General features: G+C 48.9%; 14 protein-coding genes. 12 read left to right on the top strand and 2 right to left on the bottom strand.

The window, feature by feature from the left end; genetic code table 11:
* The first annotated feature begins 5 nt into the window (after nt 1–5).
* From BGO59_RS25075 to BGO59_RS25055, 5 genes are all read left to right on the top strand, one after another.
* Nucleotides 6–398 (top strand): hypothetical protein, encoded by a 393-nt coding sequence (locus BGO59_RS25075; RefSeq protein ID WP_293688060.1) that lies wholly within the window; start codon nt 6–8, stop codon nt 396–398.
* Nucleotides 399–418: 20 nt separating this feature from the next.
* The gene (locus BGO59_RS25070) at nt 419–1,072 is read left to right on the top strand and encodes a transposase (RefSeq protein WP_293688057.1); all 654 of its coding nucleotides are present in this window, start codon (nt 419–421) and stop codon (nt 1,070–1,072) included.
* Between the two features lie 31 nt (nt 1,073–1,103).
* Nucleotides 1,104–2,339 carry an amidohydrolase family protein gene (locus tag BGO59_RS25065; protein WP_293688695.1) on the top strand — a complete coding sequence of 412 codons (1,236 nt, stop codon included), beginning with the start codon at nt 1,104–1,106 and terminating at the stop codon, nt 2,337–2,339.
* 238 nt (nt 2,340–2,577) lie between these two features.
* The gene (locus BGO59_RS25060; protein WP_293688054.1) at nt 2,578–3,861 is read left to right on the top strand and encodes a citrate synthase; all 1,284 of its coding nucleotides are present in this window, start codon (nt 2,578–2,580) and stop codon (nt 3,859–3,861) included.
* A gap of 181 nt (nt 3,862–4,042) precedes the next feature.
* Nucleotides 4,043–4,621 (top strand): hypothetical protein, encoded by a 579-nt coding sequence (locus tag BGO59_RS25055; RefSeq protein ID WP_293688051.1) that lies wholly within the window; start codon nt 4,043–4,045, stop codon nt 4,619–4,621.
* A gap of 48 nt (nt 4,622–4,669) precedes the next feature.
* Here BGO59_RS25055 and recA read toward each other — a convergent pair whose 3' ends face one another.
* Nucleotides 4,670–5,764: a recombinase RecA gene (recA, locus tag BGO59_RS25050; RefSeq protein ID WP_293688048.1), complete on the bottom strand. Its 1,095-nt coding sequence runs from the start codon at nt 5,762–5,764 to the stop codon at nt 4,670–4,672.
* Between the two features lie 174 nt (nt 5,765–5,938).
* Nucleotides 5,939–6,424 carry a hypothetical protein gene (locus tag BGO59_RS25045; protein ID WP_293688045.1) on the bottom strand — a complete coding sequence of 162 codons (486 nt, stop codon included), beginning with the start codon at nt 6,422–6,424 and terminating at the stop codon, nt 5,939–5,941.
* A gap of 274 nt (nt 6,425–6,698) precedes the next feature.
* On the opposite strand from BGO59_RS25045, the gene eno reads away from it, so the two are divergent.
* The 7 genes from eno to BGO59_RS25010 all read left to right on the top strand — a co-directional run bounded on the left by eno (nt 6,699) and on the right by BGO59_RS25010 (nt 14,508).
* Nucleotides 6,699–7,979, top strand: a complete 1,281-nt coding sequence (eno, locus tag BGO59_RS25040) for a phosphopyruvate hydratase (RefSeq protein ID WP_020596542.1) — start codon at nt 6,699–6,701, stop codon at nt 7,977–7,979.
* Between the two features lie 77 nt (nt 7,980–8,056).
* Nucleotides 8,057–8,368, top strand: a complete 312-nt coding sequence (locus BGO59_RS25035) for a septum formation initiator family protein (RefSeq protein ID WP_293688038.1) — start codon at nt 8,057–8,059, stop codon at nt 8,366–8,368.
* A gap of 80 nt (nt 8,369–8,448) precedes the next feature.
* Complete coding sequence (locus BGO59_RS25030) at nt 8,449–8,967, top strand: low molecular weight protein-tyrosine-phosphatase (RefSeq protein WP_293688036.1); 519 nt, start codon at nt 8,449–8,451, stop codon at nt 8,965–8,967.
* Nucleotides 8,968–9,033: 66 nt separating this feature from the next.
* On the top strand, nt 9,034–10,611 hold the full coding sequence (gene gpmI, locus BGO59_RS25025; RefSeq protein WP_293688033.1) for a 2,3-bisphosphoglycerate-independent phosphoglycerate mutase: 1,578 nt from the start codon (nt 9,034–9,036) through the stop codon (nt 10,609–10,611).
* A gap of 192 nt (nt 10,612–10,803) precedes the next feature.
* Nucleotides 10,804–12,183: a glycosyl hydrolase gene (locus BGO59_RS25020; protein ID WP_293688031.1), complete on the top strand. Its 1,380-nt coding sequence runs from the start codon at nt 10,804–10,806 to the stop codon at nt 12,181–12,183.
* A gap of 11 nt (nt 12,184–12,194) precedes the next feature.
* The gene (locus BGO59_RS25015) at nt 12,195–13,640 is read left to right on the top strand and encodes an NADH:flavin oxidoreductase (protein ID WP_293688028.1); all 1,446 of its coding nucleotides are present in this window, start codon (nt 12,195–12,197) and stop codon (nt 13,638–13,640) included.
* A gap of 97 nt (nt 13,641–13,737) precedes the next feature.
* Nucleotides 13,738–14,508, top strand: a complete 771-nt coding sequence (locus tag BGO59_RS25010) for a 3-ketoacyl-ACP reductase (RefSeq protein ID WP_293688026.1) — start codon at nt 13,738–13,740, stop codon at nt 14,506–14,508.
* Nucleotides 14,509–14,523: the final 15 nt, after the last annotated feature.

The raw sequence follows: 14,523 nt of genomic DNA, 5'->3' as shown, positions 1-14,523 counted from the left end.
GCTTTATGCGTTACCCATTCTTTTATGTTTTGCTTCTGGTGTTGGTCGTTCTGGACGGCTGGCTATTGGCGCACCCCAATCTGATTGGTCAGGCTGGGGTGTTCTTTTTTGATTATACGGCTATTGAAACGTTCCCAAAAGCACTGGGAACTGTATCTCTCGTTGCTGGTATAGCCATTCTGATTACCTGGCTTGTAGGGCGGTTGAGCCAGCCAATGGCTATCGGTTTATTGGTCGTTCTGCTGGCCGGATCGGCTTATTATCTGTTCCAGAGTTTTACCCAGTACAATACGGGTGTATACAAACTGACCGGGGCTGGTTTTCGGGCGGGCGCTATTCTATTACCAGGTCTGGTTGTGCTGATTTTCGGCGAAGGCTTACTTCGTCGATTACGCTAAAAGGGCCTTCCTGACACTATATGCATACGGATTTCTATTGGTATAAAGGTTTGCCGCATTTGCAACCGCTTGGTGGGACGTTCTTTGTTACGACGCGCCTTCGGGGCTCGCTTGAACAAGCGGAAAAAGAACGTATGGCCGGTAAGTATGCAGGACAGAAACAACAGATACTCAATCGTCCGGGGCATAGTCGGGAGGAACTGGATCGGCTGGAAAGAATGTATTTTGGCGAGTACGACAACGTAATGGATCGGGCAGATTATGGCCCTCGATGGCTTGCGACCGATTCCATTGCTGAATTGGTCGCCCAAAGCGTGCACTATTGGGATGATAAAGCGTATAACCTGATTGCCTACACGTTGATGCCCAATCATATTCATGTCGCGTTTTCGCTCTTTGATCCAGAATCGGGCAGGCCCGCTCTTCCATTGGTGAAAATCCTGCAAAGTATAAAGAGCTTTTCGGCCCGGCAGTGTAATCAGTTACTGGAAAGACAGGGTCCATTCTGGGATGATAAAAATTATGACCGACTGGTGCGCGACCGCGACGAACTCAATCGAATTGTTCAGTATATTTTGCAGAATCCAGTAAAAGCAGGCTTTTGTCAGCACTGGCAGGACTGGAAATGGACATACGTAAAACCTGAATACACGCAACACAATGACGTTTCATAGTGTCTGGACAACGCTCCGGCTTGGCCTGTTGATGATCTTGTTCAATGTAGCTGGCCAGAGTTTCGGGCAGGGCCAGACTTACCTCCTTAAACCGGATCGGATATTCGATGGCGAAACAAGCCACGAAGGCTGGGTTGTACGGGTAAAAGGGGATAAAATAGAGGCTGTAGGAGCGGCATCGTCTGTCTCGTCAGAGGGAGCCGAAGTCGTTGATCTAAAAGGCACCACCCTCTTGCCGGGATTAATCGAAGGCCACTCGCACCTGTTTCTGCATCCGTACAACGAAACCCCATGGGATGACCAGGTTCTGAAAGAAGCCCGCTCTCTGCGAACGGCCCGCGCTACGATTCATGCCCAGAAAACGTTGATGGCTGGGTTTACAACCGTCCGGGATCTGGGCACCGAAGGAGCCGAGTATGACGATGTTGGCCTAAAGCAGGCTATCAATCAGGGGATTATTCCAGGTCCTCGAATGATCATTGTTACCCGGGCGCTTATCGCAACAGGGAGCTACGCCCCTAAAGGATTTAGTCCTGACATTGATGTTCCACAGGGAGCCGAAGAAGCCGACGGACATGACGCATTGATAAAAGCCGTTCGGCGACAGATTGGGAAAGGAGCTGATGCCATCAAAATTTACGCCGATTATCGCTGGGGACTAATGGCCGAAGCCCGCCCAACCTTTACCGTTGATGAAATCAAATTGATCGTAGAGGTGGCGAAAAGCAGTGGTCGGGCTGTCGTCGCACACGCCAGCACTGCCGAAGGGATGCGTCGGGCTATTTTGGGTGGTTGCGAAACCGTTGAGCATGGCGATGCAGGTACGCCAGAGATATTTGCGCTGATGAAGCAACACGGCACGGCCTTATGCCCGACGCTGGCGGCTGGTGATGCCATCAGCCAGTATCGTGGCTGGAAAAAAGGGCAGTCGCCTGAACCGGAACGACTTAAACAAAAACGGGTAACATTCAAACAGGCGCTGGACGCTGGCGTAACCATTGCTGCCGGGGGGGATGTAGGCGTTTTTAGTCACGGCGATAATGCCCGCGAACTAGATTTAATGGTCGATTACGGCATGAAACCGATCGATGTGTTACGGTCGGTCACCTCGGTCAATGCTGAGGTTTTCCATGTAGTAGATCGGGGGCGGATACGGACAGGCTTACTGGCCGATCTGGTAGCCGTAGAGGGTGATCCTACAAAAACCATTACTGATTTACATCGTGTTCGAACCGTGATGAAGGGGGGAGTTTTCTATAAGCGATGAGCGGGGAACATACGGCCGATTTTCGGGGTTACCATTTAATATAAATGTAATCTGGCTTTTTTACGGCAATTTCATTCGTCGTTTTAATTTTTCGGCTAATTTCGCCCGTCGTGGACTCGCCCGGATAATTTTACTACGAGCTTCCTGACTGGTAAAACGTTTATAAACGGCTACTTGAGCCTGATACTCAACAAACCGCTATTGTAGTACCTCTGATTTATTCTACCCCTGAATTTGTATGGCAAATACCGCTGAATTAACAGTCGATGGTAAGTCCTATTCATTCCCAACGCTGGAGGGAACCGAACATGAAAAAGCCTTCGACATCTCGAATCTCCGTGATCAGACCGGCTACGTAACCTTAGACCGGGGTTATAAAAATACTGGTGCTACCAAAAGCGCTATCACGTTTCTGGATGGTGAGCAGGGTATTTTACAGTATCGTGGGTATGCCATCGAAGATTTAGCTGCTAAAGCGTCGTTTCTGGAAGTAGCTTACCTGCTCATTTACGGTGAATTACCAACAAAAGACCAGTACTCTCAGTTCGAAACATCCATTCGTCGGCATACGCTGGTGAATGAAGACATGCGGAAAATTTTCGATGGTTTTCCCGTGAAGGCTCACCCAATGGGTGTACTGGCATCGCTGGTGAGTGCCATGAGTGCGTTCTATTCTGATCTGGAAGGGGCTGAGGGCGATAAAACCGACCTGCATATTATTCGGTTACTCGCCAAACTACCAACAATTGCTACCTGGTCGTATAAGCGCTCGCAGGGGCATCCAATCAACTACCCCAAAAATAGCCTCGACTACATTCCGAACTTCCTGAACATGATGTTCTCGTTGCCGGTTGAGGACTATAAAATTGACCCGGTTGTCGTTGAAGCCCTGAACGTGTTGCTGATCCTCCATGCCGATCATGAGCAAAACTGTTCTACCTCAACGGTTCGGCTGGTGGGGTCATCGCAGGCAAATATCTATTCGTCTATTTCGGCGGGTATTAGTGCTTTATGGGGACCGCTACACGGTGGTGCTAACCAGGAAGTGATCGAGATGCTCGAAGATATTAAAGCCGACGGGGGCGATGTTGCCAAGTATGTCGATATGGCGAAAAATGCGAAAACGACGGGCTTCCGGCTATTTGGCTTTGGGCACCGGGTTTACAAAAACTTCGACCCTCGCGCCAAGATTATCAAAAAAGCGGCTGATGACGTGTTATCCAAGCTGGGTATCAACGATCCGGTACTGGAAATTGCGAAAGGGCTGGAAGAGGCTGCTCTGCACGATGATTATTTCGTGTCGCGTAAACTATATCCCAATGTAGATTTCTATTCGGGGATTATCTACCGCGCTTTAGGTATTCCGACCAATATGTTTACGGTTATGTTTGCCATAGGCCGTCTGCCCGGCTGGATTGCCCAATGGAAAGAAATGCGTGAGCAAAAAGAGCCTATCGGTCGGCCCCGGCAGATTTATACAGGACCAACCCTGCGTGAGTTTGTTTCGCTGGAAAATCGATAAGGAATACTTAATTTATATTTTCCTGAAAAGCTACCACAAAATGGTAGCTTTTTTCATACCCATAGTAAGTTGAGTTTGGCAATATTTAAATGTACTATACAGTATATAATGTGTATTAAATGGCTCGCTTTTTGATAATAAAGCATTAACGACACGTATGATGCTATTGTAAACGAGTCAGATGGGTATTGTACCAAAAGTTATTTTACTCTTAGCTTTAGTGCCGCTAGGCTGTACTACTGAATTAACTTCTATTCCTATTCCTGGTCTTTATTCAACAAATTACTGGGGGGTTGTCACAGGGACACGACATGGAGACGAGTTAAGCAATGCACGAATTTCTGCGGCATCAAGAGTGCCATGTACTGCCTATGCCTTCGACATCACCATTACTGAATTCGCTGATAATGGCGAAAAACTAGCAACCCTGACCCTATTTAATATCCCGAAAAAGCCAGGTTCATTAACGAAATTCAAAGTAGACTACCGAACGCTGTATTGCGGAACCGATAGTATTGGTTGTACATTCACAACCTTAAGCAATAAACTACCCTGGGGGACCTATAAGCCTGTGATTGGTTCCGAAACCCAATTGACAATTCAGTCGTTCGATGAGGTTTCCGGTGAAATCAAAGGTACTGCTAATGTTAGAATGATACCTGATCAGGTGCAGAATGCAGCAGCTCCGAATCCGCTCTTATTCAAAAATATTAAGTTCCTGACCAAGCTAAAATACAGTAACGGAACCTATACCAAATGAAAAAGGGCAGGAAACAAATCCTGCCCTTTTTCATTAAACGTGTATGCATTAGTCGTCAAGCAACCCTTCGTCGTCGGCATCGGTGCCTTCAAGAACAGGATCAAGCAGAGCATCCTGATCTTCGGCAATTTTCGCCCGGATTTTACCTTCCAGTTCTGCCATCAGCTCAGGATTGTCGAGCAATAGTTCTTTTACGGCATCGCGTCCTTGCGCCAGACGGTTGGTTCCGTATGAGAACCACGAACCCGATTTTTTAACGATCTCCATTTCAACCGCCAAATCGAGTACTTCACCAACTTTCGAGATACCCTGACCGTACATAATGTCGAATTCAACAACTTTGAACGGTGCGGCCAGTTTGTTTTTGACCACCTTCACTTTGGTGCGGTTCCCTACTACATTATCGGCTCCTTCTTTGATCTGACCAATCCGACGGATGTCCAGACGAACCGACGAATAGAATTTCAGCGCGTTACCACCCGTGGTTGTTTCGGGGTTACCGAACATCACCCCGATTTTTTCGCGCAACTGGTTAATGAATATGCAGCAGCAGCCCGTTTTATTGATAGTACCCGTCAGTTTCCGCAACGCCTGCGACATCAGACGAGCCTGAAGACCCATTTTGCTTTCGCCCATTTCGCCTTCGATTTCGGCTTTAGGAACCAGTGCGGCAACGGAGTCGATAACGCAGATATCAATAGCGCCTGAACTAATCAGGTGTTCGGCAATTTCGAGGGCTTGTTCGCCATTATCGGGTTGTGAGATCAGCAGATTTTTGGTGTCGATACCTAGTTTCTCTGCATACACACGGTCGAATGCGTGTTCGGCATCGATGAAGGCAGCAAGGCCCCCCGTTTTTTGTGCTTCAGCGATGCAGTGCATCGTCAGCGTGGTTTTACCAGATGATTCTGGCCCATAAATTTCAACGATACGGCCACGTGGCATACCTCCGATACCGAGAGCCAGATCGAGACCTAAGGAGCCGGTTGAAATAACTGGAACATCAACAACTTTGCTTTCGCTCAGGCGCATTACGGTACCTTTGCCGAAGGCTTTGTCCAGTTTTTCAATGGTGGTTTGAAGGGCTTTTAGTTTACTGTCATTAGCAGATGCTGTGGCTTGCGCCATGTCTGATTTTGCCATGTTAAGCTGGTTGTTTAAACAGATAAAATTACCCAAAAATGGCCGGATTACCAAACGGTTTTCGAAAATAGTTGGGGCTTTTTATCCGAGGGTTTTTAGGAGTATAGTAATGATGTAAAAGCCAGCTAATTGCTACATAATTAAGCAATTAGCTGGCTGATATATTGATAACTACTAGCGAATAGAGTCGGATGTTGCAGGCGCTTGCGTGGCAGCTTGCGGCTGTCCTGGTTGCGGTTGTGTCTGGCCCGGCTGATAACCCGGATACGCAGACGTATCGCCGTATGGACGCATGGGTGGTCCTACTATTTCTACCCCTGTGATGTAGTACTTGGTTTCGCCATTCCAGGGGAATTTCAGGATCTTTTCTTCATAGTGAAGCGTCACACGCTGACCCGTTTTTACGGCATCGGTAATCTGCTTGGCTACGTCTTCATCTTTTACTGAGAAATCAAAATATTGTGGGGTCAGCGAACCCGTTTCGCCGGAAAATCCGCCAACGTTCAAAACGCCTTCATAGGTTTTAAAGATGAAACCTCGCCGACTGAATTTCGAGACGGTTCCGGCCCGTTCGCCGTCGCTATAACTCCATCCGGTCAGGGCATAGAGCACGCCAAATACAACTAATAAAAACAGGAGAAAATACAATAACCCGCGCATAGGATCTGGTTAGTTTGGTGGTACTTGTGAGGGCACAAATAGACAAAAATTTCTGATAACTTCTGTTTCAGGACTATAAAGACCATCAATTATTCATTAAGTAACAAACCAATCCGATTCTGGTTCTGAAGTTTTGCCCTCTATTTCGTTACTTTGTGCTCGATTTGTGCATAAGCCTAAGCGCCTGTGCGTCAAATCAGATAAACCGGCCTGCCGGATTACCGAATCGCCGGACCGATAGCTATTTTGTTGTTAACCCCTTTTATTCTCTCCAATGAGTACCATCCAAAGCATTCATGCCCGACAAATTCTGGATTCACGCGGTAACCCAACTGTTGAAGTTGACGTTCGTACCGAAAACGGTTTTCTGGGTCGGGCCGCTGTACCCTCGGGCGCATCGACAGGTACCCACGAAGCGGTCGAACTCCGCGACGACGACAAAAAGGTATATATGGGCAAAGGTGTCCTGAAAGCCGTCTCGAATGTTAATGAACTGATTTTTCCTGAACTGGTTGGCATATCGATCTTTGAACAAAGCATGATCGACCGAATCATGCTCGAACTGGATGGGACGCCCAACAAAGGCCGTTTAGGAGCCAATGCCATCCTTGGTGTGTCGCTGGCAGCCGCCAAAGCAGCTGCGCAGGAAGCAGGTTTGCCGCTATACCGCTACATCGGTGGCGTAAATGCCAACACCCTGCCTGTTCCGATGATGAACATCCTGAACGGTGGTTCGCATGCTGACAACTCGATTGATTTTCAGGAATTTATGGTTATGCCTGCCAACGCACCCAGCTTCTCGGAAGCACTGCGGATGGGAACTGAAATTTTCCATACGTTGAAAGGCGTTCTGAAAAAGATGGGCCTGGCTACTAACGTTGGTGATGAAGGTGGTTTTGCGCCTAACATCAAATCGAACGAAGAAGCCATCCAGACGATTATTCAGGCTATTGAGAAGGCAGGTTACCGCCCAGGCGAAGACGTTTGGATTGCTATGGACGCTGCTTCGTCGGAATTCTACGATGCCGAAGCCGGTGTGTATCACTTCAAAAAATCGACGGGCGATAAACTGACTTCGTCGGAAATGGCCGGTTTCTGGAAAGATTGGGTGAACAAATACCCGATTCTGTCGATTGAGGACGGTATGGCCGAAGACGATTGGGATGGCTGGAAAGCACAAACCGATCTGTTGAAAGATAATAAAACCCAGCTTGTTGGCGACGACCTGTTCGTAACCAACGTGACTCGCTTACAGGAGGGTATCGATAAAGGTATTGCCAATGCTATTCTGGTAAAAGTAAACCAGATTGGTTCGTTGACCGAAACCATCGATACCGTAAATCTGGCGAAGCGCAATTCGTACAAAAATATCATGTCGCACCGTTCGGGCGAAACCGAAGACGCTACCATCGCTGATCTGGCTGTTGCTTTGAATACGGGCCAAATCAAAACAGGTTCGGCTTCGCGCTCCGACCGGATGGCCAAATACAACCAGTTACTCCGTATCGAAGAGGAACTGGGCGAAACCGCTTATTTCCCAGGACTTAAGTTTTAATGAAAAATGAATAATGGGTAATGAACAATGGCTGGCTGTTGCTCCGTTCATTATCCATTATCCATTATCCATTTGACATGCTAAATCGTCTCCTCCGCTACTTTCGTAATTTCTACGTTGCCACGGGCGTAGGTCTTTTGGCATGGATGGTCTTTTTCGACGCCAACGATTTACCTACGCAAATTCGAAACTGGTGGAAACTCCACGTGCTGGAAGAGGACGTTCGGTTTTATCAGGAGAAAATCGAAGCGGTTCGAACCGAACGGCGGGAGTTGTTGGGAAATGATCAGCTTCGGGAAAAATTTGCCCGGGAGAAATACCTGATGAAGAAACCCGGCGAGGACGTGTTCGTCATCGTGGACGAGAACAATGAACCCCTTGAAAAGTAATGGACAATGCAAAATGAATACTGTAAAATGAGCGGTTCGCTGTCCATTCATCATTCATTTTGCATTATCCATTTTACAGTATGATCTCCGTTCTCTTTGTTTGTTTAGGCAACATCTGCCGGTCGCCGGTGGCGGAGGGGGTATTCAGACAGCTCCTCTCCGAAGAAGGGCTTGAAAAATACATCAGTTGTGATTCGGCCGGTACATCATCCTATCATATTGGCCAGTTGCCCGACCTGCGAACACGTGAGAATGCGCTCGAACACGGGCTCACACTTACGCACCGCGCCCGTCGCCTGACGGGCGACGACCTGGCGCAGTTCAACTACTTTGTAGCGATGGACGAGAAAAACCTCGAAACCATCGAAAAGCTGAATTACCGCAGTACCGGCCTGCATACAACTGACACGATCTTTCTATTGCGCGAATTCGATCCCGATGTCAGTAACGATCCCGATGTACCGGACCCCTATTACGAAGGCCCTGAGGTTTTCGAAGAGGTGTATCAGATTTGCCTGCGCTGCTGCCGACAATTGCTTACGTATTTAATTCAACAGCATAATCTTAATGAGCGAAAGAGTGAAAGAGCGAAAGAGTGAAAATAGCCTATACCTGCATTTCACCCTTTCGCTCTTTCACTCTTTTGCTCTTTCACTCATTAAAAAATGGAAAAAAAAGTCATTCTCATCATTCTCGATGGATGGGGTATTCCGCTGAAGCGCGAAGTGTCGGCTATCGAAGCCGCACATACGCCGTTTATCAATTCACTATATCCTAAATATCCGCATAGCACACTCGAAGCGTCGGGGCTGGCGGTTGGATTGCCTGCCGGTCAGATGGGTAATTCGGAAGTGGGTCACATGAACCTCGGTGCAGGTCGGGTGGTATATCAGGATCTGGTAAAAGTTAATAAGGCGGTTGATGAACATACGCTTGATACTGAGCCGGTTCTGGTCGATGCGCTGACGTATGCCAAAGCCAACAATAAGCAGGTGCATTTCATCGGGCTTGTTTCGGATGGGGGCGTTCATGCGCACGTCGATCACCTCAAAGGATTATTGTCTATCGCCCATGCCCACGATCTGACGAAGGTGTTTGTTCATGCCTTTACTGACGGACGCGATACCGATCCGAAAGGCGGGATTGGGTATATCTCCGATGTGCAGGCTCATATGACGGCAACGACGGGCCAGATCGCCAGTGTTGTCGGGCGATACTACGCGATGGACCGCGATAACCGCTGGGAGCGGGTAAAGGTTGCTTACGATGCGATGGTACACGGTGTTGGCGCCAAAGTAGCCGCTTCGGACGTCACCAAAGCATTGCAGGAGTCGTATGATGCCGACGTCACCGATGAGTTTATCAAACCGATTATTGTATCTCAACCAGATGGTTCGCCGGTAGCCGTTATCGAAGAAGGGGATGTGGTCCTTTGTTTCAATTTCCGCACCGACCGTGGCCGGGAAATTACGCAGGCACTCACGCAAAAAGACTTTCCGGAGCAGGGCATGAAAAAACTGCCGCTGTACTACATCACCATGACCAATTACGACAGCGAGTTTATGGATGTCAAGGTGATTTTTGATAAAGATAACCTGTCGAAAACGTTGGGTGAGGTAGTTGCTGATGCAGGTCGGAAGCAGATTCGTATTGCCGAAACCGAGAAGTATCCGCACGTTACATTCTTTTTCTCGGGTGGGCGCGAAGAACCTTTCGCGGGCGAAAAACGGCTACTATGCCCGTCGCCTAAGGAAATGACGATTCTGGACGATCGGGGTGTACAGATTACTATTCCGGTAAAAACCTACGATCAGATTCCGGAAATGGCCGCTTACGATATTCGGAACGCCATCATTCCTGAACTGGAGAAAGAAGAAACGGACTTCATTTGTCTCAACTTTGCCAATACCGACATGGTTGGGCATACGGGTGTATTCTCCGCTGTTGTGAAGGCTGCCGAAACGGCCGATGCTTGTGCCCAGGCTGTTACGGAAGCGGCCCTTGCCCATGGCTACACCACGATCATCATTGCCGACCACGGTAATGCCGAGTACATGGTTAACGACGACGGTACGCCTAATACTGCGCATACAACCAACCTGGTTCCCTGTATTCTGGTCGATAAAGACTATCATCCTGAACTGAAAGATGGTAAACTGGCCGACATTGCCCCCACCATTCTCCAATTGATGGGCATTCCGCAACCGGCTGAAATGGGTGGAGTGAGTTTGATCAAGGCGTAAAAGTCGCGTCTAACCAAACAGACAGCGGCTTTGAGCCTACCAAGTGTGGACCACGGGTTTTTATGATGACTAAGATCTGCGTAAATCTTTCTCATCATAAAAATCCGTGGTCTATTGTTAATTATAAAGTAGTAGTCCTATCAACTGCTCTTTAAGTAAGGAAACCGGAAATCTCCTCGTTTCCCTTACTGTATGCAGATTAATTATTCCCTACAACCCACCGACCTTAGTGCAAAACTTGACCGATTCTGGGAACTATCAGGCCAGAAAATACGCCTGATTGAAGCGGAATACGACGTTTCGAAAGGCTCTCCAGTTTTCACCTGGGCGGGTAAATACACAACACGCGGCTGGACTGAGTGGACACAGGGTTTTCAGTTTGGCTCGGCCATTCTACAGTTCGATGCCACCAACGATACTGATTTTCTGGAAATAGGTCGTCAGAAAACCCTTAGTGTAATGGCTCCGCACATTAGTCATATTGGTGTGCATGACCATGGGTTCAATAACGTCAGCACCTACGGTAACTTGCTGCGACTCATGCAGGAAGGCCGGATTCCGCACAACGAGTGGGAAAAGAATTTTTATGAGTTAGCCCTGAAAATCTCCGGTGCTGTTCAGGCCAGTCGGTGGACTACCGTTAAAAACGGTGGTTTTATCAGTTCATTCAATGGCCCCCATTCACTATTTGTCGATACCATTCGTTCCTGTCGGGCGCTGGTCCTGAGCCATGCGCTTGGTCATGTGTTTCAGGGGGAGGGCGATGTGAAAATCAGCTTGCTGGAACGAGCCTTACAGCACATAAAAGCCACCGCCGATTATTCGGTATTTTACGGTGAAGGGCGCGATTCATACGACGTATGGGGTCGTACGGCTCATGAAAGTGTATTCAACGTGAAAGATGGGAATTTCCGCTGCCCCAATTCCCAGCAGGGTTATTCCGGCTTTACGACCTGGACGCGTGGATTGGCCTGGGCTATGTGTGGCTTTGCTGAAGAGCTGGAATGGCTTGCTACCCGCAACGATGCTGAATTAGAGCCTTTTGGCGGACGAGCGACTATCGAAGCCTATATGCTGAAAGCGGCAGCGGCTACCTGCGATTTTTTTATTGAAAACACGCCTACCGACGGCATTCCCTATTGGGACACCGGAGCGCCTAATCTCCATCGTCTGGGCGATTACCTTAACCGCCCGGCAGATCCCTATAACGACTATGAGCCGGTCGATAGCACGGCAGCCGCCATTGGAGCCCAGGGCTTATTGCGTTTGGGTAACTATCTAACACAAAAGGGTAATGAAGAAGCTGGTAAACGCTACTATCAGGCTGGCTTGACAACGCTCAACACACTACTTGACGAACCGTATTTAAGCACCCATCCATCCCATCAGGGCTTGTTGCTTCATTCGATCTATCACCAGCCCAATGGCTGGGACTATGTGCCGCCCGGCAGTAAAATTGCCAATGGAGAATCGAGCATGTGGGGCGATTATCACATCCGCGAAGTTGCCCTATATGTACAACGCATTATCCGTAACGAACCGTACTATACCTTCTTTAACAGCATCGCCTGATTGCTCTGCCCATGAGTGAGAAATATAAACCCGCCTACCCGCGCATGGCCCAGCTAAAAACGGCTGCTGACCTGCATAACTACCTGGACAAGAATCACATTGCGTTACCATTCGACGATACGCTTTTACCGCCTGCTGAAAGTCCATTCAATCGGCCGATTCACTTAAAGTCGGGCAAAACGATTGGTAATAGCCTGTGCATTTTACCGATGGAAGGCTGGGATGGAACAACGGACGGGCGACCTACCGATTTTACCCGAAATCGCTGGAAGAAATTTGCCATCAGCGGTGCTAAATTACTGTTTGGTTGTGAAGCCGTAGCGGTCTGTCATGCTGGAAAAGCCAATCCGAATCAACTGGTGCTGAACACCGAAACGTTTTCGGACTTTGTCGATTTGCGTCAACAGCTCCTTAAGGACCATACCGAAGCCTTTGGAAACACCGACGATCTGCTAATTGGCCTGCAACTGACGCATTCCGGGCGATTCTGCAAACCAAAAAGCCACAAAGCCTTTGAGTCGAAGATTCTGTATAGCCACCCATTTCTGAACAGTAAGTTCGGGATGACGCCCGATTATCCAGTACTGACCGACGAAGCTATTGACCAGATCATCGAACAATACATTGCAGCGGCTGTACTGGCCCAAAAAGCGGGCTTCGACTTTGTTGATATCAAACACTGCCATGGTTATTTGGGCCATGAGTTCCTGAGTGCGGTCAGTCGCGAGGGGCGGTATGGTGGTTCTTTTGACAATCGAACGCGCTATTTGCGAAACATTGTGGCAGGTATTCGGCAGGCGGCACCGGGTCTGGAAATCGGTATCCGGTTGAGTGCTTTCGATATGCTGCCGTTCAAAAAAGGGCCAACGGGTACAGGTATTCCCGAATCGGCCGAAGAGTATCCATTTGCGTTTGGTGGTACAGCCGATGGTCTGGGCCCTGACCTGACCGAAACCAAAGCTTTTCTGGCACTGGCCGAATCGCTCGGTGTGCAACTGGTGTGCATTACTGGAGGAAGTCCGTATTATAATCCGCATCTGATGCGCCCTGCTTTGTTTCCTCCTTCTGATGGTTATTTACCGCCCGAAGACCCGCTGCTGGGTGTAAAACGGCAAATCGACGTAACCCATGAACTGAAACAGGCTTTCCCAGAATTAGTGATTATCGGCTCCGGTTATTCCTATTTGCAGGAGTGGTTGCCCAACGTGGCGCAGTATGTGTTGCGGCACAATATGGCCGATAGCATCGGATTCGGGCGAATGGTGTTATCGTATCCGACTATGCCTGCCGACATGCTGGCGGGCCGGTCGTTGGTCCGAAATCATATTTGCCGCACATTCTCCGACTGTACCACCGCCCCGCGTAACGGCCTTATTTCGGGCTGCTATCCGCTGGACACACTCTACAAAAAAAGCCCCGAAGCCGAACAGCTTAAAGCCATAAAAGACAGCCTGTAACGTGATGTCGGGCGGTCGGCCGCAGCCGTTCTCAAACCCGACATGTATCAAATAAGTGTCGGGTTTGAGAACCCGACATCACTGGATATCACTGAGAATGAAACGAACTGCACTTATAACAGGAGGAAGCCGGGGCATTGGGTATGGTATTGCCGAACATCTGGCAAAGGCAGGCTTCGATCTGGCAATCAACGGGGTTAGGCCCGAAACCTTGGTGACTGATGTACTGGATAACCTGCGGGCGCTGGGCGCAGACGTGATTTATTGCCCTGGCGATATTGCATCGCGCGAAGATCGACTGGCCATGCTGGAGAAGATAAAGGCACATTTCGGTCGATTGAACGTGCTGGTGAACAATGCTGGTGTTGCGCCCAAAGAGCGTCGGGATATTCTGGAAGCCACGGAAGAAAGTTTTGAGTACGTTGTATCGACCAACTTACAGGGAGCTTACTTCCTGACGCAGGGGGCTGCCAACTGGATGATCGAGCAAAAAAGGGATAATCCTGACTTTGTGGCCCGAATCATTACCATTTCGTCGGTTTCGGCTACCGTCGCTTCCGTCAACCGGGGAGAATATTGTGTCGCGAAAGCTGGATTGAGCATGGCTACTCAACTCTTTGCCGCCCGGCTTGGTGAGTTCGATATTCCGGTCTATGAGGTTCGGCCGGGGATTATTCAGACCGATATGACGGCGGGTGTTACGGCCAAATATGATAAGTTGATTGCCGATGGATTGTGTGTGCAAAAGCGATGGGGCCTTCCCGACGACGTTGGGCGTGCCGTTGCTTCGCTGGCTCGTGGCGACTTCCCGTATTCGACAGGCCAGGTCATTATGGTAGATGGCGGTATGACATTGCCACGTTTATAAGATTTTGAGAATCAG

Source organism: Spirosoma sp. 48-14 (assembly GCF_001898575.1).
Lineage (GTDB): Bacteria > Bacteroidota > Bacteroidia > Cytophagales > Spirosomataceae > Spirosoma.
Note: the sequence above shows the minus strand (reverse complement) of the source record. Positions and strands in the feature narration are given on the sequence as shown.

Bases quoted from the DNA above. Each gene is read 5' to 3' on its own strand.
- BGO59_RS25075 (WP_293688060.1), top strand. From the start codon at position 6: ATGCGTTACCCATTCTTTTATGTTTTGCTTCTGGTGTTGGTCGTTCTG.
- BGO59_RS25055 (WP_293688051.1), top strand. From the start codon at position 4,043: ATGGGTATTGTACCAAAAGTTATTTTACTCTTAGCTTTAGTGCCGCTA.
- BGO59_RS25035 (WP_293688038.1), top strand. From the start codon at position 8,057: ATGCTAAATCGTCTCCTCCGCTACTTTCGTAATTTCTACGTTGCCACG.
- BGO59_RS25030 (WP_293688036.1), top strand. From the start codon at position 8,449: ATGATCTCCGTTCTCTTTGTTTGTTTAGGCAACATCTGCCGGTCGCCG.
- recA (WP_293688048.1), bottom strand. From the start codon at position 5,764: ATGGCAAAATCAGACATGGCGCAAGCCACAGCATCTGCTAATGACAGT.
- eno (WP_020596542.1), top strand. From the start codon at position 6,699: ATGAGTACCATCCAAAGCATTCATGCCCGACAAATTCTGGATTCACGC.
- gpmI (WP_293688033.1), top strand. From the start codon at position 9,034: ATGGAAAAAAAAGTCATTCTCATCATTCTCGATGGATGGGGTATTCCG.
- BGO59_RS25010 (WP_293688026.1), top strand. From the start codon at position 13,738: ATGAAACGAACTGCACTTATAACAGGAGGAAGCCGGGGCATTGGGTAT.
- BGO59_RS25020 (WP_293688031.1), top strand. From the start codon at position 10,804: ATGCAGATTAATTATTCCCTACAACCCACCGACCTTAGTGCAAAACTT.
- BGO59_RS25065 (WP_293688695.1), top strand. From the start codon at position 1,104: ATGATCTTGTTCAATGTAGCTGGCCAGAGTTTCGGGCAGGGCCAGACT.
- BGO59_RS25060 (WP_293688054.1), top strand. From the start codon at position 2,578: ATGGCAAATACCGCTGAATTAACAGTCGATGGTAAGTCCTATTCATTC.
- BGO59_RS25015 (WP_293688028.1), top strand. From the start codon at position 12,195: ATGAGTGAGAAATATAAACCCGCCTACCCGCGCATGGCCCAGCTAAAA.
- BGO59_RS25045 (WP_293688045.1), bottom strand. From the start codon at position 6,424: ATGCGCGGGTTATTGTATTTTCTCCTGTTTTTATTAGTTGTATTTGGC.
- BGO59_RS25070 (WP_293688057.1), top strand. From the start codon at position 419: ATGCATACGGATTTCTATTGGTATAAAGGTTTGCCGCATTTGCAACCG.